General features: G+C 58.6%; 20 protein-coding genes. 11 read left to right on the top strand and 9 right to left on the bottom strand.

Features of this window, described 5'->3' with window-relative positions:
* Nucleotides 1-29: 29 nt before the first annotated feature.
* A complete protein-coding gene (gene metK / locus HG264_RS10925) occupies nucleotides 30-1220 on the bottom strand; it encodes a methionine adenosyltransferase (RefSeq protein ID WP_169407680.1) in 1191 nt (396 codons plus the stop codon).
* The gene (locus HG264_RS10920; protein WP_169407679.1) at nucleotides 1217-2236 is read right to left on the bottom strand and encodes a metalloregulator ArsR/SmtB family transcription factor; all 1020 of its coding nucleotides are present in this window, start codon (nucleotides 2234-2236) and stop codon (nucleotides 1217-1219) included. The genes metK and HG264_RS10920 overlap by 4 nt, the downstream gene beginning before the upstream one ends.
* Before the next feature lie 208 nt (nucleotides 2237-2444).
* Here HG264_RS10920 and tkt point away from each other — a divergent pair, with 208 nt between their 5' ends.
* The 7 genes from tkt (at nucleotide 2445) to HG264_RS10885 (ending at nucleotide 10013) form a co-directional block, all read left to right on the top strand.
* A complete protein-coding gene (tkt, locus tag HG264_RS10915) occupies nucleotides 2445-4442 on the top strand; it encodes a transketolase (protein ID WP_169407678.1) in 1998 nt (665 codons plus the stop codon).
* Between the two features lie 6 nt (nucleotides 4443-4448).
* Nucleotides 4449-5507: an erythrose-4-phosphate dehydrogenase gene (gene epd, locus HG264_RS10910; protein ID WP_169407677.1), complete on the top strand. Its 1059-nt coding sequence runs from the start codon at nucleotides 4449-4451 to the stop codon at nucleotides 5505-5507.
* Between the two features lie 109 nt (nucleotides 5508-5616).
* Nucleotides 5617-6783, top strand: a complete 1167-nt coding sequence (locus HG264_RS10905) for a phosphoglycerate kinase (protein WP_169407676.1) — start codon at nucleotides 5617-5619, stop codon at nucleotides 6781-6783.
* A 161-nt stretch (nucleotides 6784-6944) separates the two neighbouring features.
* Nucleotides 6945-8009 carry a class II fructose-bisphosphate aldolase gene (fba, locus tag HG264_RS10900; protein ID WP_169407675.1) on the top strand — a complete coding sequence of 355 codons (1065 nt, stop codon included), beginning with the start codon at nucleotides 6945-6947 and terminating at the stop codon, nucleotides 8007-8009.
* A 50-nt stretch (nucleotides 8010-8059) separates the two neighbouring features.
* The gene (locus HG264_RS10895) at nucleotides 8060-8341 is read left to right on the top strand and encodes a hypothetical protein (protein ID WP_169407674.1); all 282 of its coding nucleotides are present in this window, start codon (nucleotides 8060-8062) and stop codon (nucleotides 8339-8341) included.
* A gap of 70 nt (nucleotides 8342-8411) precedes the next feature.
* Nucleotides 8412-8885, top strand: coding sequence for a hypothetical protein (locus HG264_RS10890; protein WP_169407673.1), 474 nt, complete (start codon nucleotides 8412-8414; stop codon nucleotides 8883-8885).
* 27 nt (nucleotides 8886-8912) lie between these two features.
* Nucleotides 8913-10013: a PQQ-dependent sugar dehydrogenase gene (locus tag HG264_RS10885; protein ID WP_169407672.1), complete on the top strand. Its 1101-nt coding sequence runs from the start codon at nucleotides 8913-8915 to the stop codon at nucleotides 10011-10013.
* A gap of 39 nt (nucleotides 10014-10052) precedes the next feature.
* Here HG264_RS10885 and HG264_RS10880 read toward each other — a convergent pair whose 3' ends face one another.
* Nucleotides 10053-10451: a hypothetical protein gene (locus HG264_RS10880; RefSeq protein ID WP_169407671.1), complete on the bottom strand. Its 399-nt coding sequence runs from the start codon at nucleotides 10449-10451 to the stop codon at nucleotides 10053-10055.
* A gap of 740 nt (nucleotides 10452-11191) precedes the next feature.
* Between HG264_RS10880 and HG264_RS10875 the strand changes: the two genes are divergently transcribed.
* Entirely contained in the window at nucleotides 11192-12199 is a 1008-nt protein-coding gene (locus HG264_RS10875; protein WP_169407670.1) for an NAD(P)-dependent alcohol dehydrogenase, read from the top strand.
* Between the two features lie 38 nt (nucleotides 12200-12237).
* On the opposite strand, the gene HG264_RS10870 is transcribed toward HG264_RS10875, so the two are convergent.
* The 4 genes from HG264_RS10870 to HG264_RS10855 all read right to left on the bottom strand — a co-directional run bounded on the left by HG264_RS10870 (nucleotide 12238) and on the right by HG264_RS10855 (nucleotide 18091).
* Complete coding sequence (locus tag HG264_RS10870; protein WP_169407669.1) at nucleotides 12238-14166, bottom strand: SLC13 family permease; 1929 nt, start codon at nucleotides 14164-14166, stop codon at nucleotides 12238-12240.
* 28 nt (nucleotides 14167-14194) lie between these two features.
* Nucleotides 14195-15574, bottom strand: coding sequence for an ATP-dependent RNA helicase DbpA (gene dbpA, locus HG264_RS10865; RefSeq protein WP_169407668.1), 1380 nt, complete (start codon nucleotides 15572-15574; stop codon nucleotides 14195-14197).
* A gap of 527 nt (nucleotides 15575-16101) precedes the next feature.
* On the bottom strand, nucleotides 16102-17055 hold the full coding sequence (locus HG264_RS10860; protein ID WP_169407667.1) for a diguanylate cyclase: 954 nt from the start codon (nucleotides 17053-17055) through the stop codon (nucleotides 16102-16104).
* Between the two features lie 22 nt (nucleotides 17056-17077).
* Nucleotides 17078-18091 carry a response regulator gene (locus HG264_RS10855; RefSeq protein WP_256663661.1) on the bottom strand — a complete coding sequence of 338 codons (1014 nt, stop codon included), beginning with the start codon at nucleotides 18089-18091 and terminating at the stop codon, nucleotides 17078-17080.
* Between the two features lie 537 nt (nucleotides 18092-18628).
* On the opposite strand from HG264_RS10855, the gene lnt reads away from it, so the two are divergent.
* Nucleotides 18629-20176, top strand: a complete 1548-nt coding sequence (gene lnt, locus HG264_RS10850) for an apolipoprotein N-acyltransferase (protein WP_169407666.1) — start codon at nucleotides 18629-18631, stop codon at nucleotides 20174-20176.
* On the opposite strand, the gene HG264_RS10845 is transcribed toward lnt, so the two are convergent.
* Both HG264_RS10845 and HG264_RS10840 read right to left on the bottom strand, forming a co-directional pair.
* Nucleotides 20152-21372 carry an NAD(P)/FAD-dependent oxidoreductase gene (locus HG264_RS10845; RefSeq protein WP_169407665.1) on the bottom strand — a complete coding sequence of 407 codons (1221 nt, stop codon included), beginning with the start codon at nucleotides 21370-21372 and terminating at the stop codon, nucleotides 20152-20154. The genes lnt and HG264_RS10845 overlap by 25 nt on opposite strands.
* A gap of 62 nt (nucleotides 21373-21434) precedes the next feature.
* On the bottom strand, nucleotides 21435-21959 hold the full coding sequence (locus HG264_RS10840; RefSeq protein ID WP_169407664.1) for an RNA methyltransferase: 525 nt from the start codon (nucleotides 21957-21959) through the stop codon (nucleotides 21435-21437).
* A 77-nt stretch (nucleotides 21960-22036) separates the two neighbouring features.
* Between HG264_RS10840 and HG264_RS10835 the strand changes: the two genes are divergently transcribed.
* Together HG264_RS10835 and HG264_RS10830 are read left to right on the top strand one after the other, a co-directional pair.
* Nucleotides 22037-22288 (top strand): RNA recognition motif domain-containing protein, encoded by a 252-nt coding sequence (locus HG264_RS10835; RefSeq protein WP_372240163.1) that lies wholly within the window; start codon nucleotides 22037-22039, stop codon nucleotides 22286-22288.
* The gene (locus HG264_RS10830; RefSeq protein WP_169407662.1) at nucleotides 22269-22499 is read left to right on the top strand and encodes a VF530 family DNA-binding protein; all 231 of its coding nucleotides are present in this window, start codon (nucleotides 22269-22271) and stop codon (nucleotides 22497-22499) included. The genes HG264_RS10835 and HG264_RS10830 overlap by 20 nt, the downstream gene beginning before the upstream one ends.
* Nucleotides 22500-22561 lie beyond the last annotated feature (62 nt).

The following is a 22561-nucleotide window of genomic DNA, read 5'->3' as shown; positions in this document are numbered from 1 at the left end:
CTGCGTTTCGCAGCGCGCCAGTTCCTGTCCTAGAGTCCCGCTTCCGCTTTCAAGGTGTCCGCCAGATCTGTCTTCTCCCAGGGGAAGGCAGTGAAGGTGTCGCCCTTGACTGTCATTTCAAAAGGTGTCCGACCGAAGTGCCCGTAAGCCGCGGTAGCGCGATACATCGGGTGCAACAGGTCCAGCATGCGGGTAATCGCATAGGGGCGCAGATCGAAATGCGCACGGACCAGCTGGATGATCTTGTCGTCGCTGATCTTGCCGGTACCGAAGGTGTTGATCGAGACAGACGTCGGTTGTGCCACGCCGATGGCGTAGGACACCTGAATTTCGCAACGCTCGGCCAGGCCGGCGGCGACGATGTTCTTCGCGACATAGCGGCCGGCGTACGCGGCGCTGCGGTCGACCTTGGACGGATCCTTGCCGGAAAACGCGCCGCCACCGTGGCGAGCCATGCCGCCGTAAGTGTCAACGATGATCTTGCGGCCGGTCAGACCACAATCACCTACCGGGCCGCCAATCACGAACTTGCCGGTCGGGTTGATGTGGTATTGGGTGTCCGCGTGCAGCAGCTCCGCTGGAATCACGTGCTTGACGATGGTTTCCATCACCGCTTCGCGCAGGTCAGCCTGTTCGATTTCGGGATTGTGCTGGGTGGACAGGACGATCGCGTCAATACCCACGACCTTGCCGTTGTCATAGCGGCAGGTGACCTGGGATTTCGCATCGGGGCGCAGCCAGTTCAGCGTGCCGTTCTTACGCACCTCTGCCTGGCGCTCGACCAGACGGTGAGCAAAGGTCACCGGTGCAGGCATCAGCACGTCGGTCTCGTTGCTGGCGTAGCCGAACATCAGACCCTGATCGCCGGCACCCTGGTCTTCAGGCTTCTGGCGGTCGACGCCCTGTGCAATATCGGGTGACTGCTTGCCGATGATATTGATGACACCGCAGGTCTCCGCGTCATAACCGACCTCGGAGGAGGTGTAGCCCACGTCCTTGATCACGCTGCGGACCAGGTCTTCCAGGTCAACCCAGGCGCTGGTGGTGATTTCACCGCCGACGATCGCCACACCGGTCTTGACCATGGTTTCGCACGCCACCCGCGCGTATTTGTCTTCGCTGATGATGGCGTCCAGCACAGCGTCGGAGATCTGATCAGCCAGTTTGTCCGGATGGCCTTCCGAGACGGATTCAGAAGTGAAAATCGAGTAGTCGCTCATGGCGCAGTCCTTGGGTTGACGTTACTGTTCGAAGAATGGGGTTTGGCAAATTGCTGCACCTGAAGCTGGAAGCCGTTGCGCAGACCAATGTACAGATTGGCCCCCGGCTCCAGCCCGGCGTCGGCAGCCCAGCGGTTGAGGTCTTCCTGATCGAAGCCGAACCACAGGTCGCCACAGGTTTCACGCACCCAGCTCTGGTCGTGTCTGCATAGCTCAGTCAATACGAGGCTGCCGCCGGGCTTGAGCAGCGCCGCGAAGCATCGCAGCGCATCGGCTGGCGCAGGCAGGTGGTGCAGAACCATATTGCTGACCAGACAATCAGCCGGCGGCAGTGCTTGGGGTTCCAGCACATCGGCGAGCAGACATTCGACATTATCCAGTCCCGCTTCGGCGCATTGCTGGCGGGCCCGATCGAGCATGGCCGGGGCATTGTCGAGCCCCAGCACGCGTTCGAAGCGGCTCGACAGATCAGGCAGGAAACCACCTTCACCCGGACCCACCTCAATCGCGAGCGCACGGGCTGGCAAATTCAGACTGTCGATCAGGCTGAGCAGAGGTTCGCGATACATACCGAAATGCGCAATCAGGTCCTGCTGCGCCGGGGTGCCGTCAGCAAAGCGGGCGAAGAACTGGCGCGATACTTCAGCGCGTTGTCTGTGTACCGCTGCGATGGCCGCGTCCAGCTGGTTATCCAGCGGCAGTGCGTCGAGCCCGCAGAGAAGCTGCTCATGCACGGCGCGCCACAAGCTGTCTGCCGCGGGCAGGCTGCGTCGGTAGAAGATCGAATTGCCTTCGCGTCGGGTGCTGACCAATCCCGCGCCCGCCAGTACCTTCAGATGATGACTCATGCCGGACTGGCGCATATCGAAAATCTGCGCCAGCTCCAGAACGCCAAACGAGTCGTTGCGCAAAACCCGCAGGATATCCAGGCGCAACACATCGCCGGTTGCCTTGCAAAAGGCGGCCAGGGATTCGGTCGGGCTGTCGGGCGCAGCGAGGCGGGCAATCTGATTCATGGGGCGCAGTGTAGTTGCGCATCGAGGAGACTGCAATTGCTATATCAAAACTTTTTGATATAGGTGTGCGGCGGTGCGCGCGTCGGGCACCGCCGCTGTTTTCGGGGTTTTCGTTGCCGCCACGCGCGGTTTGCGCGAAAATGCGCGGCTCAATTACTGGTCGTGCCGTGCGGCCATCTCTTCGTTATGCAAGCCACAGGAGTTTTCCATGCCCAGCCGTCGTGAACGAGCCAATGCCATTCGTGCCCTCAGCATGGATGCTGTGCAGAAAGCCAACAGCGGCCACCCTGGTGCCCCGATGGGCATGGCGGACATAGCCGAAGTGCTATGGCGCGACTACATGAAACACAATCCGGCCAATCCGGGCTGGGCCGACCGCGACCGCTTCGTGCTGTCCAATGGTCACGGTTCCATGTTGATCTACTCACTGCTGCATCTGACGGGCTATGACCTGTCTATTGATGACCTGAAAGACTTCCGCCAGCTGCATAGCAAGACACCTGGCCACCCGGAGTACGGCTACACCCCCGGCGTTGAGACCACCACCGGCCCGCTGGGGCAAGGGCTGGCCAACGCAGTAGGTTTCGCTCTCGCAGAGAAAATCATGGCAGCGCAGTTCAACCAGCCCGGCCATGCGATTGTTGATCACAATACCTACGTGTTCATGGGCGACGGCTGCCTGATGGAAGGCATCTCCCATGAAGTCTGCTCTCTGGCCGGCACACTCGGACTGAACAAGCTGATCGGTTTCTATGACGATAATGGCATCTCGATCGACGGTGAGGTCCACGGCTGGTTCACCGACGATACACCCAAGCGTTTTGAATCCTACGGTTGGCAGGTCATCCGCAATGTCGACGGCCATGACGCCGAAGAGATTCGCACCGCAATCGAGACGGCGCGCAAGGGCGACAAGCCCACTCTGATCTGCTGCAAAACTATTATCGGCTTTGGCTCACCGAACAAGCAGGGCAAGGAGTCCTCCCATGGCGCTGCGCTGGGTGATGACGAAATCGCGTTGACCCGTGAGAAGCTTGGCTGGAAACATGGGCCCTTCGAAGTGCCCGAAGATATCTACGCAGAGTGGAACGCCCGGGAAGCCGGCGCCAAGGCCGAAGCCGAGTGGGATCAGCGTTTTGCTGCCTACCAGGCGCAATTCCCTGAGCTGGCTGCTGAGTTCGTGCGGCGCATGGCTGGCGAGCTGCCGGCTGATTTCGAGCAGAACGCGTCGGCATTCATCCGCGACGTAGCGACCAAGGGCGAGAACATCGCCAGCCGCAAGGCCAGTCAGAACTGCCTGAACGCTTTTGGTCCGCTGTTGCCTGAACTGCTGGGTGGCTCGGCGGATCTCGCGGGTTCCAATCTCACGCTCTGGAAAGGCGCCAAGCCAGTCGTGAAGGAAGACGCTTCCGGCAACTACATGTACTACGGGGTGCGTGAATTCGGCATGAGCGCGATCATGAACGGCGTCGCTCTGCACGGTGGCCTGGTGCCCTATGGCGCAACCTTCCTGATGTTCATGGAATATGCCCGCAACGCGGTGCGGATGTCCGCGCTGATGAAGACCCGCGTCATATATGTATTCACCCACGACTCCATCGGTCTGGGCGAAGACGGTCCGACGCACCAGCCGGTCGAGCAGCTGACCAGCTTGCGCACCACGCCGAATCTGGATACCTGGCGTCCGGCTGATACAGTCGAATCGGCGGTCGCCTGGAAGTCCGCTGTCCAGCGTAAGGATGGTCCGAGCGCGTTGATTTTCTCGCGTCAGAATCTGCCTTACCACATCCGCGACAACGAGACCGAATCGTCCATCGCCCGCGGTGGCTATATCCTCAAGGGCTGCGAAGGCGAGCCTGAGCTGATCCTGATCGCCACCGGCTCTGAAGTTGGTCTGGCAATGCAGGCGCATGAAGAACTCACCCGCCGCGGTCACAAGATCCGCGTGGTCTCCATGCCCTGTACCAGCGTATTCGATCAGCAGGATGCCGAGTACAAGCAGAAGGTGCTGCCGTTGGAAGTGGGAGCCCGGATTGCCATCGAAGCCGGACATGGCGACTTCTGGTACAAGTACGTGGGTCTGGATGGTCGCGTGATCGGCATCAATACCTTCGGTGAGTCCGCCCCCGCGGCCGCACTGTTCGAGGAGTTCGGCTTCACCGTGGAGAACATTCTGCTGGCGGCCGACGAGCTGCTGGAAGACTGAGCGGGAATGTCCGCTTCTTCGCCTTATCGCATAGCCATCAATGGTTATGGCCGTATTGGTCGCTGCGTTCTGCGTGCATTGCACGAGCGTGGCGACAGCGGCATGCAGATCGTTGCGCTGAACGATCTGGCCGATCAGGCCAGCATCGAATATCTGACGCGTTTCGATTCAACCCATGGCCGGTTCCCCGGCGAGGTGCGCGTCGAAGGGGATTGCCTGCATATCAATGGGCACTGCGCGAAGGTGCTCAGCGCCGCGCGCCCGGAGGATATCGACTGGGCGGCTCTGAACATCGATCTGCTGGTGGAATGTTCAGGTCAGTACACCGAGCGGGCGGATGCCGAGCGCTTTCTGCGCGCAGGCGCACCGCGGGTATTGTTCTCGCAGCCAATGGCGAACGCGGAAGCGGTGGACGCCACGCTGGTCTATGGCGTCAATCATCATCAGTTGAATGGCGACATGCGTCTGGTGTCCAACGCCTCCTGCACCACCAATTGCAGCGTGCCCGTGCTCAAACTGCTCAACGAGCAGGTCGGTCTCGAGTTCGGTTCCATCACTACCATCCACTCCGCCATGAATGATCAGCCGGTCATTGATGCCTATCACCATAATGATCTTCGCCGCACGCGGTCTGCCTTTCAGTCGATGATTCCGGTATCCACCGGCCTGGCGCGGGGTATAGAGCGGCTTTTGCCGGAGCTCACCGGACGCGTGCAAGCCAAGGCTATTCGCGTACCGACCCTTAACGTGTCGGCGCTGGATATGACGCTGCAGATGTCCCGTGATACCAGCACCGACGAGATAAACAGCCTGCTGCGCGGCGCTGCGGCCGGTTCGCTCAAAGGGTTGCTGGATTACACCGAATTTCCGCACGCCAGCTGTGATTTCAACCATGATCCGCACTCGGCGGTTGTCGATGGTAGCCAGACGCGGGTATCGGGTCCGCGCATGGTCAATTTGCTGGTCTGGTTTGATAACGAGTGGGGATTTGCCAATCGGATGCTGGATACCGCCGGCCATTGGCTCGGTAAGGTTGATGCGCCTGCACAGGTCAGGGGAACTTGAGAGGGCTTTGACGGTCCGGATACAGCGACCCGCATAAAGCTGTTTTCACACCCAATCAAGATGCCCATTCAGGGATTGCGGTTTCTCATTTATTCAACAAGGAGCACACATGAGCGTTTTGACCATGAGCGAGCTGGACCTTAAGGACCAGCGTGTATTGATCCGTGAAGACCTCAACGTACCGGTCAAGGATGGTGTTATCAAGAGCGATGCGCGTATCCAGGCAGCTTTGCCGACTATCCGGCTGGCGCTGGAAAAAGGCGCAGCGGTCATGGTCTGCTCACACCTCGGCCGCCCTGAAGAGGGTGTGTTCAGCGAAGAGAACAGTCTGGCGCCCGTCGCTGAATACCTGAGCAAGGCATTGGGCCGTGAGGTCCCGCTGGTGCGTGATTATCTGGCCGGCTGCCAGGTTGAGCCCGGTAATGTAGTGTTGCTGGAAAACGTTCGCTTCAACAAGGGCGAGAAGAAGAACGACGATGAGCTGGCACAGGCGTATGCCGCGCTGTGTGACGTATTCGTGATGGATGCCTTTGGCACCGCTCACCGCGCGCAGGGCTCAACCCATGGCGTAGCCAAGTTCGCTCCGGTGATCTGCGCCGGTCCGCTGTTGTCTGCCGAGCTGGAGGCGTTGGCAAAGGCGCTCCTGGAGCCGGCCCGCCCCATGGTAGCCATCGTTGCTGGCTCCAAGGTATCCACCAAACTCGACGTGCTTACTGCGCTTTCCGACAAGTGTGATCAGCTGATCGTGGGTGGCGGTATTGCCAACACCTTCCTGGCTGCCGCGGGATTCCCGGTAGGCAAATCCCTGTACGAAGCGGATCTGGTTGATACCGCCAAGGCGATTGCTGCCAAGGTGAGCGTGCCATTGCCTGTGGATGTAGTGGTTGCCAAGGCATTTGCTGAAGATGCCGAGGCCGCTATCAAAGCGGTTGAGGACGTGGCCGAGGATGACATGATCCTGGATATCGGTCCAAAGACCGCTGCCCAGTTTGCCGAGCTGCTCAAGTCATCAGGCACTATCTTGTGGAACGGTCCGGTGGGCGTGTTCGAGTTCGATCAGTTTGGCGAAGGCACCCGCGTTCTCGCCAAGGCTATTGCAGAAAGCCCGGCGTTTTCCATTGCCGGCGGCGGTGACACCCTGGCTGCGATCGACAAGTACGATGTAGCCAAACAGATTTCCTATATCTCCACCGGTGGCGGCGCTTTCCTGGAGTTTGTCGAAGGCAAGACCCTGCCTGCTGTGGAAATCCTCGAACAGCGCAAGGCCACGGTCTGATCAATCAGCCGTGCGGCAATGGAGGCGTGCTGCCTTCGTCTTCAGTTGGGCGCAGGCTCGGCAATGCCTGCGGCAACCTTTGCGCCAGTAACTTGCAGCCTGCTGCCCTCTGCGGCAGGCTAGCTACCAGAATTCTGAATATTACTTACCGGAGATAACAGATGGCTCTTATCAGCATGCGTCAGCTGCTCGACCACGCCGCGGAATACGGCTACGGCGTGCCAGCATTCAACGTCAACAACCTGGAACAGATGCGCGCGATCCTGGAAGCGGCAAGCAAGACCGATTCCCCGGTCATCGTTCAGGCGTCGGCCGGTGCGCGTAAATATGCCGGTGCGCCCTTCCTGCGCCACCTGATCCTTGCCGCAATCGAGGAGTTTCCGCATATCCCTGTGTGTATGCACCAGGATCACGGCACCAGCCCGGCCGTTTGCCAGCGCTCGATCCAGCTTGGCTTCTCCTCTGTGATGATGGACGGCTCGTTGGGCGAAGATGGTAAGACGCCTACCGATTACGAATACAACGTCAACGTCACGCGCCACACAGTGGATATGGCCCATTCCTGTGGTGTGTCCGTCGAAGGCGAGCTGGGTTGCCTGGGCAGCCTGGAAACCGGGCAGGCCGGCGAAGAAGACGGCATTGGCGCCGAGGGCATCCTTGATCACGCGCAAATGCTCACCGATCCGGAAGAGGCTGCCGATTTCGTCAACAAGACTCATGTGGATGCGCTGGCTATCGCCATCGGCACCAGCCACGGTGCCTACAAGTTCACCCGCCCGCCGACAGGCGATATTCTGGCGATCGACCGCATCAAGGCGATTCATGCGCGCATTCCCAACACGCACTTGGTAATGCACGGGTCGTCTTCGGTCCCGCAGGAGTGGTTGCAGATCATCAACGAGCATGGCGGCAATATCTCCGAGACTTACGGTGTGCCGGTTGAAGAGATCGTTGAAGGCATCCGTTACGGCGTGCGCAAAGTGAACATTGATACCGATTTGCGTCTGGCATCTACCGGTGCGGTCCGCCGCTTCCTGGCGGAGAACCCCAGCGAGTTTGATCCGCGCAAATATCTGGCGAAGACAGTCGAAGCGATGCGCGATATCTGTATCGATCGCTACGAGGCGTTCGGTACGGCCGGTAATGCATCGAAAATCAAGCCGATCTCGCTGGACGACATGCATCAGCGCTACCTCAGCGGTGAGCTGGATCCGAAGATCAACTAACGCCCTGTAAGGGGGCGCTCCGCTGCCCCCGACACGCTGTGGAGATTGCCATGGATCAGATTGATGACGACAGTCTCGATAACGACGACGATGAAGCTATCGCACGTGCAGGGCTGCGCGAAGCAATCGAGAACCAGCTCGCAGATAACAAGCCCGAAGCGGCTCAGGCGACCTTGAACAAGCTGATGCTGGTTGGCTACAGCCGCGAAGACAGCATTGATCTGATGGCCCATGTGCTGGCGTTTCAGATCGGTGAAATGTTCAACGAAGATAAACCTTTTGATAACGAGGCCTATGAACAGGCCTTGCGGAATCTGCCGGATCTGCCCTGAAGGGTAGGTGCCGTCTGGCGGCGATCTTGCCTGCAGGGACGGCATGACGGTTATAGACAGGAAGGAATGCATGTCACTGATTTCGGTATTGCGGGTCATTCTGTTTTTTATTCTGGCGGTCGTGGTAGCCGTAGTGCTGGCTACCCTTGTGCAGACGCAGTTCAATCTTTATGAATTGCAGAAACTGGGTACGGACATCCTGCCCGCCGATCGTATCGACTCAACCCTCAAGGATTTGGCTAACTTTACGCCTCTGATGGCGGTGATCGTGCTGGCGACGTTTGTCTGCGCTTTGCCTGTGGCCGAAGGTGTGGCTCGCATCCTCAAACCATGGCGCCTGGTGGTGTATTTCCTTGCCGGCGCGGTCGGCCTCTGGGTCGCCTTCCAGGCGGTCAACTGGTACGCACCGCCTCCTGTATTTATTGCAGCAAACCGCGAATTGCCCGGCACGCTCTCCATGATGGCAGCGGTCGGTGTCGGCAGTGCCCTGTTCGGCCGATTGGTGCGCCCGCGCACGCGGCGGGGCCTGCGGGTACTAGGCTAGTGGGAAGATTTCACGGAGAGCGATGCGATGATCAATAAGCACAAGTATCTGCTAGCGGCTGTTGCCGTGGCTGCTTCACTTGGCGCTCACGCTGAGGAATATCAGGTTGAGATTGTTGCACGCAATCTCGAACATCCCTGGTCACTGGCGTTTCTGCCGGATGGCCGCATGCTGGTCACAGAGCGGGCGGGTCGGCTGCGAGTGATCGAGGCTGATGGTTCGCTGCGTGAGGAGCCGGTGGCCGGTGTCCCCGAGGTTTTTGTGCAGAGTCAGGCAGGGTTGTTCGAAGTTGCCCTGGATCCGGAATATGCATCCAACGGGCGATTATTCCTCAGCTATGCCTGCGGCACCGAAGCGGCCAACAACACCTGCCTTGCGAGTGCGACGTTGCAGGACAATAGCCTGGTCGAGGTAAACGAAATCTTTCGCGCCCAGCCGGCCAAGCGCGGGGGCGCACACTACGGCGGCCGTCTCGCCTTCTTGCCTGATAACACTCTGGTGCTGGGACTTGGCGATGCGTTCATCCATCGCGAAGAAGCGCAGAACCCGGCCAATCATCTCGGCTCGACCGTACGTATTAACCGCGATGGGACGGTGCCTGGAAACAACCCCTTCGTGGACGACCCCAACGCTGCGCCAGAGTTGTATACCTTGGGTAATCGCAACGTGCAGGGCATGGTGTACGACACGGCCAACCAGAGGTTGATCAGCCATGAGCATGGTGCCAAGGGTGGTGACGAGATAAACGTACTGCAGCCGGGCAAGAATTACGGCTGGCCGAAGATAACCTACGGTGTTGATTACAGCGGTGCCGTGATCAGCCCCCATACTGAAGGGGAAGGGTTGGAGCAACCGCTACTTCACTGGACTCCGTCCATCGCGCCGGCGGGGATGTCCTTGTATAACGGCGAAATGTTTCCGGAGTGGAACGGGAGCCTGTTAATTTCCGCGCTCGCCGCCAGGCAGGTGCGCCGGGTTGTGCTGAATGGTACCGAGGAGGTGGCTCAGGAACCCCTGTTCATGGAGCTAAACGAGCGTATGCGGGATGTCCAAACAGCACCGGACGGTTCCATTTACCTGCTGACAGATGATCCGGAAGGCAAGGTTCTGCGGATCTTTCGCGATTAACAACGTCAGGGTGCAGCGGCCTCGCAGCACCCTGTTTCCTTACTGTGCCGAGCGTTTTGCTAGCGGAGTCACTGAAGCCTTCAGGGTCAGTTGTCCTGGGTGGGCTTTGATCTGAGCTAGCTCAGCGGTTTGTTCGATCAGCTGGTCTCGCAAGGCCGCCTCGTTTTGCTGCAGCTCTCCAACCAATGCGCGCATCGCGCTCAACGCGGATATCGTAGAGCTCTGGTTCCGCATGTTCTGATGTTTGAGCCGCATGCAAAGCCAACCAAGAATCACAGCGAGTAACAAAAGCCCCACGCTGATCAGCAGAAACGGGTTGCCCAGCTGCATGAATTCAGCCGGCGAAGGATCAGCTATGGAGTCGGCGTTGGCAGCTGCCGGCAGGCAGGGCAGGATCAGTGCAAAAGATATCCAGCTAAGCGGTTTGTTGTTCTCCATAGCGATCCCCTATTCTTCCTTGGCTTGTACTACTTGAGCTGTGCCTTGAACTATATGGGCATTGTGATATCAGTTCAACCGCTGAAAGTCGCCAGATCCTGCAGCCCAAGTGCTTGAACCTGGGGCGGCGCGCCTGCGCTACGCCAGCGTTTCAACGCGACCAGAACCAAGGCGCGCTGATCAATCGCGCGTTGAGTTGTGGTCCCAAGTCAGCTTCCGCGAGGCGACAGGGCTGCGCTGACACGCTGCGAGTACGTCCCTGCAAGCTCGGCGATGACATCCATTTCATCGAACGGTCATCGCAACCCTGTCGTCTCGCTCCGCAGGTTAGATTTGAGTCGCCGGACAGAACCCCCACAATTGATTTCAATCTCTGCGTCATGCCGATGCCGGATCAAGCCTGCCGACTGTCAGGGTGGAGCAGGTGTCGAAAACAGGGATGTTTTCGTCAAGCCCCCAGGGATGGGTTAACGGCGTCCTGCGTAATCCTGGCAGGCGGTGGGCGACTGGCTGGGACCGGCCAGCACGATCGCAGCGGTCAAATCCCCCCTAACCCCCCTTTTGACCAAGGGGGGAATCAGTCTGTGTTCGCTGATGGGGCTGGTGCTCATTCGGGGTTTCTGCGCGCGTATTTATTCAAGCAAATCGCAGCGGATAGTCCTGGCAACACGCTCTAACCCACTAACACCCACGTAACTGCTAGGCTCAATGCGTCACGCATGCTTGTTTAGGAGTTACGAATGAAGGCGATACAGTTGAAAGCCCCCGGTGGTCTTGATCGGTTACAGCTGGTTGAGCTCGATGATCCTGGCCAACCGAGTCGGGGAGAGATTCGCGTGCGGATCCATGCCAGTTCTTTGAATTTTCATGATTATCTTGTGGTAGCAGGCAAGATTCCGAACGATGACAACCGTATTCCCATGGCTGACGCGGCTGGCGTAGTCGAGGCAGTCGGGGAGGGCGTTGAGGAATTCAAAGCCGGGGATAAGGTGATCTCGTGTTTCTTTCCATGGTGGCAGGAAGGCGGGCCGGTTGATGGGTTTTCCAGAGGCGTGCCAGGCGATGGAATGGATGGTTACGCAAGGGAGGTCGCGGTCACACCCGCTAGCTGGTTTACGCCTGCGCCGGAGGGGTACAGCCACAGCGAAGCCGCAACGTTGCCTACCGCAGGACTGACTGCATGGCGGGCGCTAGTGGTTGATGGTGGCATCAAGGCCGGCGACACCGTACTGGTAATGGGTACCGGCGGCGTTTCAATCTGCGCGTTGCAGATGGCTAGAGCGATGGGTGCGCAGGTCGTTGCTACGTCTTCGTCCGAGGAAAAGATGCAGCGGCTCAAAACGATGGGTGCCAGCCACGTGCTCAATTACAGGACCGAGAAAAACTGGGGTGAGCAGGTTCGGGAAATAACTGGCGGACGCGGTGCGGACATCATCGTCGAGATAGGCGGCCCGGGCTCGCTGCCCCAGTCGATCAAGGCCGTACGTGTGGGTGGCCACATTGCGCTTATCGGCGTGTTGACCGGTATGGCCGGTGACGTGCCAACCGCCGAAATGATGTACCGCCAGGCACGCATTCAGGGAATTACTGTTGGCAGCCGGCGTCACCAGCTGGACATGGTCCGCGCGCTAGACGCCATCGAAATACGGCCGGTAATTGATCGTAGCTTTGCGCTGGGTGAAATCGCCGATGCATTCCGTCATCAGGAAAGCGGTAAGCATTTCGGCAAGATCTGCCTCGAGTTCTAAGCAGTGCAGAGCGGTCAGCAAGGCCCGTGAGTAACGTTTCAAAGCGGCCAGATGACCAGCAGCATCGGTACGCTGATTAATACAACCAGGATTTCCAGCGGCAGCCCCAACCGCCAATAGTCTCCGAAACGGAACCCGCCGGGACCCAGGATCAGCGTATTGTTCTGATGCCCTATCGGAGTGATAAAGGCGCAAGATGCGCCAATGGCTACGGCCATCAGCATACTGTCGGGATTTACTTGCAGCTGCTGGGCGATGCTTAGAGAAATCGGGCACATCAATGCTGCGGTCGCGGCATTATTCATGAAATCAGACAGCGTCATGGATATGATCAGTATCAGTGTCAACGCCGCGATAGGGTTGTCCTGTGCGAGATACTCAAGGATGTTCTTGGCCAGCAGATCAGCCGCGCCGGTCGCAGCCATAGCACCAGCCAGCGGAAACAGCGCTCCCAGTAATACGATGATGGGCCAGTCAACGGCGTCGTAGATGCGCTTCAACGGAACCACTTTGGTCAGCATGTAACCGAGTACGCCGGCGGCAAAGGCGATCTCGGCGGACAGGATCCCAAACGCTGCAAGTAGTACAGAGCACATCATGAGAGCGACAGCGGTATATGCCTTGCGGGTGTCGGGGATGAGGATTTCCCGCTGGGCCAGGGGAATGCAGTGGTGCTCGGTGGCGAAGGTGCGCACCGACTCAGGAACGCCCTGCATCAGTAGTACATCGCCTGCCTCCAGCATGGTCGAGCGTAGGCGACGGATCGAGCGGTGGCCCTTCCGCGAAATGGCCAGCAGATTGATGCTGTACCGGCTGCGGATCTGCATGTCGGACGCACTGTGCCCGATCAGAGGTGAGCCGGGATGGATTACCAACTCCCGTAGTACGATCTCATCTGCATGGTGGCGCGGCTTGCTCTCCTCCTCATTCTCCTCCGGCTCGCTCGTCTCTGTGTCGGGATCGTCAGATTTGGCCTGGCTGTGCGCTGTCACCTCCGGCTCGGGCGGAGGTTTGGATTCGGAGGAGGCCTCCATGGCCTGCTCGTCGGGCTCTTCTTCCGGTGCATCCTTGTCCGTGGGTACTGCTTCTTCGAGTTTGAGCCCGAGCCGGGTCAGCGTGGCACCCAGTTCTTCCGGTTCCGCTTCGATGACCAGGATATCCCCGGCCCTGAGCATGCGACCGGGGTAGGGCGCGGTGACGCGGTAATCGTCGCGTACCAGGCCGACGATCTGCGCGTCAAACTCATCCAGACGGGCTTCGATGTCGCGGATGGTGCGCCCGACCGCTTTGGCATCGGCGCTTATCTTTACCTCGGTGAGGTAGGTGCCGGTATCGAAACCTTGTTCGCTGGCTTGAGTGCGAGCAGGGACCAGCCACCGTGCAGCCAGAACGGAAAATATCACCCCACAAAGTGCCACTGTGACGCCAACGGGCGCGAAGTCGAACATGGCGAAGCTGCTATTGCCGGTAGACTCGCGAAACCCGGCAACAATCAGGTTGGGGGGCGTCCCGATCAGCGTGGTCATGCCGCCAAGAATGGTCCCGAAAGCCAGGGGCATGAGGATCTTGCCGGGTGGTATGTTTTGCCGGGCCGCCAACTGAATGGCGATTGGCATAGTCAACGCCATCGCCCCGACATTGTTCATGAAAGCGGAAAGCAGAGCGCCAAGCAGGACAAGGGCACCTTGGCTGACAAGCGGATTTCCCCGTTTAGGCAGAATTCGCTGCGCCATGGCCTCAACCGCGCCGGTGCTTTGCAAGCCATAGCTGAGCACCAGCACCGCCGCGACCGTGATCACAGCCGGATTGCCGAAGCCACTGAAGGCGCCTGCACTGGGTGTCAGCCCAGTAATAACGCATGCCAACAGTGCTGCCAGAGCGACGACGTCGTGTCGCCAGCGTCCCCAGATGAACAGGCAAATAGTGATGCCGAGGATCGCGAAAATCAGCGCCTGATTTGTGGTCACTTATGTCTTCCAGTTGAATTGAGAGTGATCAGAACAGCCGCACCTTGAACCGGCGTCCCTTGATTTTGCCTTCTTCCAGGCGCTCTAGTGCTGTTTTGGCCAGGTCCCAGCGGATGGCTACCAGCGCCTGAAAATCACTGATACTGATTTTGCCGATGGCGTCAGCGGGTAGACCGGCTTCGCCAGTCAGCGCCCCGAGAAGATCCCCCGGGCGCAGCTTATCTTTCCGGCCGCCAGCAACGGCTACCGTGCGCATCGGCGGCAGCAACGGGCGATCCAGTCGTTCCGGGAGCTTGTCCAGTGAATGCCAGGCCAGCGGTTCACTTGCGGTCTTCTCAATGGAGCGGGCACGGCCTTGTTCTGCCGGGGCCACCAGGCTAAGGGCCAGTCCGGACTGACCGGCACGGCCGCTACGGCCGATGCGGTGGGTATGCACTGCCGGATCGGGGGACAACTCGACATTGATGACTGCCGCCACACCTTCAATATCGATACCTCGCGCGGCAACATCCGTCGCAACCAGCACGCTGCAGCTTTGATTGGCGAACAGGGCCAGCACTTGATCCCGCTCACGCTGTTCCATATCGCCGTGCAGAGCCTGGGCACTGACGCCATTGGAAGACAGTATCTGCTGCAACGCTTGGCATTGCTGACGGGTGTGGCAGAAAGCAATGCACGGCTGTGGACGCTCCTGCGCAAGCAGACGTAGCACCGCCTGCAGGCGATCCTCCGGCTGGACTTCGTAGAAGCGTTGGACGATCGGGTTGACCGGACTGGCATCTTCGATGGTGACGGTTGCAGGGTCCCGCATGAAGCGCCCGGCGAGCGCTTCTATTCCTGGCGGGTAGGTTGCAGAAAACAGCAATGTCTGTCGGCGCTGCGGCGTTTTGCTGATGATCTCACTGATCGGTTCGAGAAAGCCCATATCCAGCATGCGGTCGGCTTCATCGAGCACCAGGCAGTTAAGATCCTTCAGGGCCAGTGTGCCACGGTCCAGGTGGTCCTTGATTCGACCCGGTGTGCCTACTATCACATGCGCACCCTGCTCAAGCGACGCGGCCTGCGGGCCGAACGGTGTCCCACCGCACAGGGTGATGATCTTGATGTTGGGCAAGCCGCGCGCTAGCGTGCGCAGCGCAGTAGCAGTCTGGCCTGCCAGCTCACGCGTCGGAGCCAGAACCAGCGCCTGGCAACCAAAGAATGCGGGATTCAGGGGCGTCAGCAGACCGATTCCGAAGGCCGCGGTCTTGCCGCTACCGGTTCGTGATCGTGCAATGAGATCACTGCCGGACAAGATAATCGGCAAAGCCTGTTGCTGAACGGGTGTCATGTGCTCGTAGCCTAGATGGTCGAGCGTCGCGAGCAGGGCAGGGGGAAGAGACAGCGTGGAAAAGGAACTGGAATTCACGGAACAATGACCTGCTGGAAAAGGCAGGTCAGTGTAGCAGACCCCGATGTGGCACACCGAACGAGCTTAGGAAGCCTTTCGATGACTATCGCGCTCGGCCAAGTTGCGTTGATATCCCGCACAGAGGCTATTTCACCAGCTAAACGGGTACGCCAGCCTGGAGCGCGGGTTTTCGGATTTCGCCTTGCCTGACCTTCGCTCGCCAGGTTTCTCAGGGGCTCCTTAGCGCCGAATACGCGACTTACGAAAGCCGCCATGCGTGGGGAAGGAGCCGGTATCGCCAACCAGCCAGAATCGCGTAGCCCGGTAGAACGCTTGCATCGCTGAAACATGATAACCGCGGGCTTTCTGGTAGGCCCATTTCCAACCGTGTCGTGAACTGTCCATAGTAATGTCGCTCTATCAAGGTTAAACCGTCGTTCCATTGACAGTAGTGGTTGCTGAAAGTTTCCATGGATGGCATTTTTGACGCAATAGCGAATGGCCGGTACGTACTCGCGGTGCGAGACATATCTCAATTTTTGATTTTAGTGGTGGACTGTTGTCTTGTTGCGCCCGTCTTCCTTGGAGCGATACAGGGCTTTGTCGGCGCGTTCGATCAACTGGGTATGATTCTCCAGGTCGGGTTCGATACAGGCGACGCCGAGGCTTACGGTAAAGGAGAGCAAGGTGCCCTCGTGGGCGACGCGCAGGCGTTCGATTCCCTGGCGAAGCCGCTCGGCAAACTGGGCAGCACCGTCCAGGCTTGTATCCGGTAGGAGTACCACAAACTCTTCACCGCCATAGCGGCCTGCAAAATCGGTTTCCCGGGCCAGCTCGTGGGTGACCCGGGCGACTTCACGGATAACCTCATCACCGAGCTGGTGGCCATAGGTATCATTGACCGCCTTGAAGTGGTCGATATCAAACATCACCAGACTGACCGGCGATTGGTAGCGCAAATGACGAGCAAACTCGTGCTCCAGGCATTGTTCCCAGTGGCGGCGATTGAGCAGCCCGGTCAGGCCATCGCGCAATGCCAGTTCCTGCAGCTGATTATTGGCCGACTCGAGCTGGCGTTTGTTGACCGCAACATTGGTTACGTCATAGATGATCAGACAGACATGGTCGATCTCGCTGCTGGGGCTACGCAACGGCAGAATGGTCACGTTCTGATACATCTCATCAGCGAGTCCGGTGATCGGTTGGTAACTCTTGAACCGGAACAGGTTGGGCCGTTGTTCCCAGATGGTGAAGGCTCTGGTGCCCAGCATGACGGCTGTTTCCACCTTTCGCATGAACCATTCCTGCTCAATTTCCGCAAACAGGCCGAACAGCGATTGGTGTGAAACGTTCTCCGCGCTCATCCCGGAGTGGTTTTCCATAAAGCTGTTCCACACCTCGATACGGTACTGGCGATCCAGCACTACCACCCCAACATCGATGCTCTGAACGATATCCAGCAGCCAGTGGAGTTCGTCTATATCAAACTGAGCGGGCATTGGCTCGTCCTTGTTCTGAGGGTTACCCATCTATCAGAAAATCCAGCTGTTTCTGAAGGCGCGGAACCGAGTCTTCGGTGAACAGCAGCATCAGATCGAAATGGATATCCAGATCCTCGAGGCCGTAGCTTATTTCCACCGCGAGGGTGCGTTTCCAACGACGCTGATTGATGCGGATGAGCTCCTCGATCGGGCAGTGCTGGCCGAGCACCAGAGGATGGCCTTGGGACAGATTGATGAGGAGCTGTTCGGAAAGGCCGTTTAGACAGGCGCCAATGATAATGCTCGCCAGGTCCAGCAGCATTTCCAGTTTGGCGCTCTCGTCGAGGTGTGTTCTAAGCAGACTGGCGACGCTGTCGATTTCCGCGTCATGGAATATGAGCAGCGCCTCGCCAGCTACGCCTCCGCCGATATAGCCCTGGCAAATGGCAGTAAGACGTTCGCCTCGCTGGGCATCGGCGAGCGCCATGTGCAGCTCGCCGACCTCGAGGATATTGACGTTCGGGATGGGTAGCTTGATGAAGACGCCAAGCACGCGGCCAAGAAGCTCGGCGGCGCGGCCCATTGCCACGTTGGCAACCTCACGAAACGCATCGCGAAAAGGAACGCTAGGCAGGCCGGCCGAATATTTGGGTGACGATTGCCTGGCCGAACACACCGGAATAGTAATATCCAGCATGCTCAGGGCTGCGCTCAATTGGAGCGGATCGGCAGGCTTCTTGATGAACGCTTTTGCACCCAGTGCCTTGGCCCGGCGTATCGCTTCAGCCTGCACGTCACCGGACACCACGATCACGTGGCATTGCAAACCTTCTTGCTGAAGCTGAGCCAGTACGCCGAAACCGTCCAGTTCCGGCATCGTCAGATCCAGCAGAACAATGACTCCGAGTCCGCTGCGAATCGCGGCCAGCCCTTCGAGGCCGTTTGCCGCCTGGGTGATTTGAAACAGGCTATCAGCCGGAAGTGCGCGGATCAGCTGTTTGCGCGCCATAGCGGAGTCGTCGCAGACGAGCAGCGGCAGAGGAGGGCTGCTCACGCGGATCCTGAGAGAAGGTAGGGCTGGGATCTGTGCATTGTTTCATCCATGAGTAGTGCGTGAAGTCAGATGGCCACCATGACTGGTCCATATACTAGCAACCGAAGCACCATAACGCAGCAGTGCATTGCGCTAGTTTTATCTCAGCCATGACGAGAGTGAAACAACCCAAACGCCTCCTCAGACCAATGGCGAAACGACCGTTCCTGACAAGTGCGGGTTGCGGGACGGGCGGGGGCTGGGTACGGTAGTTTGAGACCAACGACAGGGCGCTACAGCTAGTAGGTGAGAGCCAAAGCCTTGTTTGGCTCGTAGACTATGTGAAGACCGCTACAGAGGGGCTGGGTCAGCTATGCTCACCCGAACAGGGTATTGCTGCTGAAGCCCAGGATTACTACTGTGCCCGCTGACCTTCATACGGCCCGACAGGTGTCCAGAGGCAGAATAACAATGAACCGGCTTGACCTGTCCATCGCGAAAAACCCGTTTGATGATGCGTCGTCAGTTGCATCCGCTGGACCCTTGGCATGCAGAATCATGCTGGCAGCGTTGTCCGGTGCACTGCTGTGCATCCCCTGGTTGATACCCCATCTGTACTGGACTGCCTGGCTTGGCTGGGTACCTTTGCTGTTCGCACTGGACGGTACGCGGCTGCCGACGGCGACACTGCTCGGCTGGGTCGCAGGCGCAGTATGCTTCGCCGGCGCCAGTAACTGGATGGTTGAGTTTGCTATCAATCTGAAGGGGCTTTCGTTCCCGCTCAGTCTCGGCCTGGCGGCTATCTTCTGGTTGTACGCAGGGTTGTCGGTGGGCCTCGCCTGTCTGCTTTACCGGTGGCTTGCGCGTGCGCTTCCCGGGTTTGAAGTACTCACCTTCACCTTCAGTATCCTCGCGGTAATGGCATTCTATCCGCTGCTGTTCGAAGCGCGATTTGCCGAGGCGCAAACGCAGTTCCTGCCCGCACTGCAGGGCGTTGACCTGGTCGGTGCGCAGGGAATGGATGCGATCATGCTCATGGTCAGCGCTCTGGTGTTCCATGTACTGCGGCGCGGTCTGGTTCGCAGCGCAGCAAATCGGGCAATCAATATAGGTGCAGCCGTATTGGTGTTTGCCTGGTTCATTTACGGATTCGTCAGTTTGCAGGCATGGGACGAGCGTACTGCCGAATGGGAAACGCGCCGAGTGGGACTGGTGCAGCCCAATGACGCTGTCACGTTGGACCTGCCCAAGCCCGCTCCCGGTTTCAGTCTTGAGTCGCCTGAAGAAATGCAGGCTACCGAGCGGCTGATCAAAGGCGGTGCTACCTGGGTTGCCTGGCCTGAAGCGCGCTATAAAGGCTATTTCGAGAATTACAGCGTTCGGTACGGTTATGCTCAGCGATTAAGCGAGTCCGGTGTTCCGCTGGTTTTCCATGACGTTGAGAATCGCTGGGTAGACGGTGAAAGGCAGAGCTTCAACTCGGTGGCCTTCCTTGGGCAGGACGGCGAGTTGGCTGATACCTACCGCAAGGTTCAACGTATGCCGTTCGGCGAATACTTGCCGGCGTTTTTTTCTCTTCCCGGCCTGAAAACCATAACCAACCTATTTCTGGGCGAGTTCCTTCGTGAGCTCTCTGCCGGGGACAGGCATGCCTATTTCAACATGGGGGGCATGGAGGTAGTGCCGAAAGTATGTTTTGAAACGGCATTTCCTGAATTTGTCGCTGATTCGGTAGGGGCTGAGGGACAGGGCAAGGTGTTGCTTTTTCTTTCACAGGACAACTGGTTCGGCGAGACGACCCAACCGTTCCAGCACCGCGCCATGTCGATCGTTCGCGGAGTGGAAAACCGGGTTCCGATGATCCATCTCATCAACAACGGGCCCTCGGTGGTATCCAGCCCAAACGGTCGTGTCATTGCGGGCTCCCGCGCATTTTCCCGGGCAGAAATGCTGGTCGATATTCCCTTCTCGACCGAGTCCGGAGGTAGCTTTTACAGCCGTCATCCGCATTTCTTTGGCACTCTGGTGTACGTCGCGCTCGGGTTGCTGGTTATCGCAGTGCTGGTGGTCCGGCGCCGAGGTCACACCGCGAGACCGGCGCTGTAGCCGGAAGACCAGGCCCACTGAAAATTGAATCCACCCAGGTGTCCCGTTACGTCCAGCACCTCACCGATAAAAAACAGCCCAGGCTGCTGTTTGGCTTCCATTGTTTTTGAACTGATCGCGTCGGTATCTACCCCGCCAAGGGTTACCTCGGCTGTGCGATAGCCTTCGCTTGCGGAAGGTTTGAGACACCAGCCGTTGAGCTGTTCTCCTATGCGAATCAGTTGTTTGTCGCTGATTTCAGCCAGTGCGGTATCGTCGTGTTCGGGCCACCACTTCTGCTGCAACTCCGCGATCAAACCCTTTGCCAGATGCTGCCCGAGGACTGTGCGCAGGCGGCTTTTACCGCTGGATTGCTTCGATTGCACGAGCCACTGCGGTGCATTGATGCCAGGCAGCAGGTCAATCGAGATGTCATCACCCGGGTACCAGTAGTTGGAAATCTGCAGTACCGCAGGACCGCTGATGCCGCGGTGGGTGAAGAGCATGTTCTCGGTGAATGAATGGCCGTTACAGCGGATAGTGACCTCAACAGCCAGACCGGAGAGGCGCTCGCAGAGCTGCTTCATCGCGTCACTGAACATCAGCGGCACCAGTCCTGCACGGCGTTCGGTCAGAGGAAGATCAAACTGTCGGGCGATCTCATAACCCAGTCCACTGCCGCCGAGTGTGGGGATCGACAGTGCGCCGGTCGCTACAACCAGTGATTCGCAGGCCAGCGTGCGGACGGTGTCAGCCTGCTGCAGACCAAGGCGATAGCGCGATGTGCCGGTGTTGATAGCTTCGATCCGGTTGATTTCGCAGTGCGTCCGGATTTGCACGCCGGCCCACTCGCATTCAGCGACTAGCATAGCGACGATTTCTTTTGCTGAATCCTTGCAGAACAGCTGGCTGTGTTTGCGTTCTTCGTAACTGATGCCATGGCGCTCGACCAGCTCGATGAAGTCCCACTGGGTATAACGCCTGAGCGCTGACTTGCAGAAATGCGGGTTGGCAGAAATGAAATTGTCTGCTTCGACCAGCTGGTTGGTGAAGTTGCAGCGGCCGCCGCCGGACATGAGGATCTTCTTGCCTATCTTGTTGGCTCGCTCGAGAACCAGCACGCGGCGTCCGCGCTGTGCAGCGGTGAAGGCACAGAGCAGTCCGGATGCTCCGGCACCGAGAATGATTACGTCAAAATGCTCGCTTTTGGCCGACACGGGTGAATCCGTCAGAACAGGGCGCAGCAGTGTACCAAACCGGCGCAGCGGGTAGGTGACTGCTAATCGAGGAGGGCAGGTCGGGCGACCCTGACCCGGTTGTTGGTATCGCGGCTCTCGCGGATCAAGGCATCGTCCCCGATACCCGCTGAAGATTTCGCGAGGCGGTCGTACAGCACTACGTTGACTGTGGCGGCGAGATTCATGCATCCGACAGTCGGAACATATACGACGTGATCAGCCCGGTCGATCAATACCTGGCTGAGACTGCCGTCTTCTGGCCCAAACACATAAAGCGCGTGCTCGGGATGGCTGAATGCAGGCAGTGCGGTAGCGCCTTCGACCAGTTCCACGCACACCACGCTGGTGCCCGCCGGCAGATCGTCAAGTACGTCGTTCACGCTGATCAAAGGAATGCGTTGGCTGACGCCCTGGGTATCGGTATGGAAACGTGCCGCCCTTGCATAGCGCATGCCGGTGTAACGGACAGAAGCCACGCGGTAACAACCCGCAGCGCGCATCACGGCTCCGACGTTGGTCGGGCTTTTCGGGTCGATCAGGCCAATGCTGGCGCAAGGTGGGGGCATGTGGAATCGACTATGCTTGGCAATGTAAGGTTTTGCCCGTTAGGGGTATAGTGCGGGCTGGATTCTACCATGGGAATATGATGAAACTCCTTGTTCGCAACCTTGCGCGTAACACCACCGAAGCGGAACTGCGCAATCTGTTTGAGGCACACGGCATCGTAACGGCCTGTGACCTCGTACTTGACCAGCAAACCGGCAAGTCGAAGGGCTTTGGCTTTGTTGAAATGCCCCACCCGTCAGATGCCAAGGCTGCCATCAAGCGATTGAACGGCACGGATGTAGCGGGGAGCCGTATCCGCGTGAAGCTGGATGAATCAACCAGTGCCTGACCAGACCGGTAACGATCCGCTGCACGGTGTAACGCTGAAGCAGGTGCTGACCTCGCTGGTTGATACCTACGGTTGGGAAGAGTTGGGAAACCGCATCCCGATCCGTTGTTTCCAGGTTGATCCCAGCCTGAACTCTAGCCTCAAATTCCTGCGGATGACCCCTTGGGCCCGCCAGAAAGTAGAAGCGTTGTATCTGGCCTCCCAGCGCTGAAGCGTCCCGCTCGGGAAATAACAACGCCGTTATTCCACCTGCTCCGGAATAACGGCTGAATA

The sequence above is a fragment of the Pseudomonas sp. gcc21 genome, assembly GCF_012844345.1.
Taxonomy (GTDB): domain Bacteria; phylum Pseudomonadota; class Gammaproteobacteria; order Pseudomonadales; family Pseudomonadaceae; genus Halopseudomonas.
Note: the sequence above shows the minus strand (reverse complement) of the source record. Positions and strands in the feature narration are given on the sequence as shown.

Bases quoted from the DNA above. Each gene is read 5' to 3' on its own strand.
- metK (WP_169407680.1), bottom strand. From the start codon at position 1,220: ATGAGCGACTACTCGATTTTCACTTCTGAATCCGTCTCGGAAGGCCAT.
- HG264_RS10920 (WP_169407679.1), bottom strand. From the start codon at position 2,236: ATGAATCAGATTGCCCGCCTCGCTGCGCCCGACAGCCCGACCGAATCC.
- tkt (WP_169407678.1), top strand. From the start codon at position 2,445: ATGCCCAGCCGTCGTGAACGAGCCAATGCCATTCGTGCCCTCAGCATG.
- epd (WP_169407677.1), top strand. From the start codon at position 4,449: ATGTCCGCTTCTTCGCCTTATCGCATAGCCATCAATGGTTATGGCCGT.
- HG264_RS10905 (WP_169407676.1), top strand. From the start codon at position 5,617: ATGAGCGTTTTGACCATGAGCGAGCTGGACCTTAAGGACCAGCGTGTA.
- fba (WP_169407675.1), top strand. From the start codon at position 6,945: ATGGCTCTTATCAGCATGCGTCAGCTGCTCGACCACGCCGCGGAATAC.
- HG264_RS10895 (WP_169407674.1), top strand. From the start codon at position 8,060: ATGGATCAGATTGATGACGACAGTCTCGATAACGACGACGATGAAGCT.
- HG264_RS10890 (WP_169407673.1), top strand. From the start codon at position 8,412: ATGTCACTGATTTCGGTATTGCGGGTCATTCTGTTTTTTATTCTGGCG.
- HG264_RS10885 (WP_169407672.1), top strand. From the start codon at position 8,913: ATGATCAATAAGCACAAGTATCTGCTAGCGGCTGTTGCCGTGGCTGCT.
- HG264_RS10880 (WP_169407671.1), bottom strand. From the start codon at position 10,451: ATGGAGAACAACAAACCGCTTAGCTGGATATCTTTTGCACTGATCCTG.
- HG264_RS10875 (WP_169407670.1), top strand. From the start codon at position 11,192: ATGAAGGCGATACAGTTGAAAGCCCCCGGTGGTCTTGATCGGTTACAG.
- HG264_RS10860 (WP_169407667.1), bottom strand. From the start codon at position 17,055: ATGCCCGCTCAGTTTGATATAGACGAACTCCACTGGCTGCTGGATATC.
- lnt (WP_169407666.1), top strand. From the start codon at position 18,629: ATGCTGGCAGCGTTGTCCGGTGCACTGCTGTGCATCCCCTGGTTGATA.
- HG264_RS10840 (WP_169407664.1), bottom strand. From the start codon at position 21,959: ATGCCCCCACCTTGCGCCAGCATTGGCCTGATCGACCCGAAAAGCCCG.
- HG264_RS10835 (WP_372240163.1), top strand. From the start codon at position 22,037: ATGATGAAACTCCTTGTTCGCAACCTTGCGCGTAACACCACCGAAGCG.
- HG264_RS10830 (WP_169407662.1), top strand. From the start codon at position 22,269: ATGAATCAACCAGTGCCTGACCAGACCGGTAACGATCCGCTGCACGGT.